Annotated in this window: 2 protein-coding genes; one reads left to right on the top strand and one right to left on the bottom strand. The window is 68.9% G+C overall.

Translation table 11 applies throughout. The features are described 5' to 3' along the window. Positions 1–284: 284 nt before the first annotated feature. A complete protein-coding gene (locus tag ACWDU1_RS32175) occupies positions 285–1,040 on the bottom strand; it encodes an SDR family oxidoreductase (RefSeq protein WP_450004188.1) in 756 nt (251 codons plus the stop codon). Between the two features lie 80 nt (positions 1,041–1,120). Here ACWDU1_RS32175 and ACWDU1_RS32170 point away from each other — a divergent pair, with 80 nt between their 5' ends. Beyond that, the gene (locus ACWDU1_RS32170) at positions 1,121–1,591 is read left to right on the top strand and encodes an RrF2 family transcriptional regulator (RefSeq protein ID WP_450004187.1); all 471 of its coding nucleotides are present in this window, start codon (positions 1,121–1,123) and stop codon (positions 1,589–1,591) included. Positions 1,592–1,712 lie beyond the last annotated feature (121 nt).

The raw sequence follows: 1,712 nt of genomic DNA, 5'->3' as shown, positions 1-1,712 counted from the left end.
AGCGCTGACAGCAGACGCGGGCCGAACCCTTTGAGGGCCTCGCTGAACTCGGCGCTGGGTGGTGGTCGGTTCGGGGAGGGGGGCGTCCGGATCTGGATCAGTCGTCGTTTTTGCAGGTCGTGGGGCCGGGATCACCGAATTTTTGGGCGAAGTTGCCGAATTCTTCGGTGTCCGGATCGAGCTCGCGGAAACCGCCGGACCGCGTATGTCCAGGGCTCGGGCCGAGGGGTGGCGGCCCTTGCGCGGCGTTCGGGCCTCGGGCGTGGCCCGTTCGGGGCGAGCGGTCAGTGGGGGGACAGGTCTTTCAGCCAGGCGTCGAATGTGGTGGGGGCGATTCTGGCGTCCGCGCCCGGCAGGAGCGCGGTTCCGGCCATTTCGGGGCCGAAGATGCCCGACCAGGTAGGGATCAGGCGGAGGGGGTGGCCTTGGGCGTCGTTGGTGCGGCGAGCCATATCGACCAGGTCCTGGGTTTCGGGGCCGGCGACATCGCGGTAGCGGCCCTGGGGTGAGCCGGTGGCGATCTCGGCGAGGATCGCGGCGATATCGGCGGGGGCGATGGGCTGTATCAGAAGTGGGGCGATGGTGGCGGCGCCGTCGTGTTCGGTCCAGCCGGCGACCATCGCGGCGAAATCGTGGAACTGGGTCGCGGGGACGATCGTCCACGGCACCGGGCTCGCGGAGACCAGGCGTTCCTGTTCACGCTTACCCGCGTAGTGGGCGTTTCCCTCGACATCGTGGATTCCCACGATGGACAGCAGTACGTGGTGCCGGACGCCGGCGCGCTGTTCGGCCGCGAGCAGATTGCCGGTGGTGGTGCCGAAGTGGGCGACCGCCTCCGCGGGGTCGATGCCGCCGAAATTCGTGGTGTCCACCACGGCGTCGACGTCGGCGAGGGCGGTATCCAGTCCGGCGCCCGTAGTCAGATCCACCCCCAGTGACCTGCTGATCCGCACCACATCGTGTCCGGCGGCAGCCAGGGTGGCGGCCGTCCGGCCCCCGATATTGCCGGTCGCGCCCGCGACCGCGATTCGCATACTCATGACCCGCTCCTTCGTCTCGGCAGGGTTAGAACCTATCTCGGACTAAATAGATCCGCAATATCTTGGATACACTCGTGATCGTGAAACTGCCGGTGAGCACGGAATGGTTACTGCACTGCGCCACATCGCTGGCGCAGCTGGATCCGGGTGAAACGGTGTCGGGGGCACAGCTCGCCCAATACTTCGACCTACCCGCCCCCTACCTGGCGAAACAGCTGCAAGGCCTGGTCCGGGCCGGCCTGCTGAGCGCGACGACGGGCCCGCGCGGAGGATTCCGGCTCGCCCGTCCGGCCGCCGACATCACCCTCCTGCAGCTCGTCGAGGCGGTCGACGGCGGCGCCGCGCCCTACGAATGCCGGGAGATCCGGCAGCAGGGCCGCGGCGCTCTGCCTTCGGAGGAGTGCCGCACCCCGTGCCTGCTCGCCGTGAAGATGGCCGAAGCCCACGAAGCCTGGCGGCAGACCCTGGCTGCCACCAACCTCGCCGATATCGTCGCCGAACTCCCCACCTGGGCCCCTTCCCGAACGCGCCGACTGATCAACCCACCGTAGAAGCCCGCCCGCTCATCGAAACCGGCCCCGCCGATCCGGACGCTCCCTCCCCCGGACCGACCCCCACCCGGCGCCGAGTCCAGCGAGGCCCACAAAGGGTTCGGCCCGCGTCTGCTGTCAG

Source organism: Nocardia sp. NPDC003345, from assembly GCF_053589395.1.
This window is presented reverse-complemented; position numbering and strand designations above follow the sequence as displayed.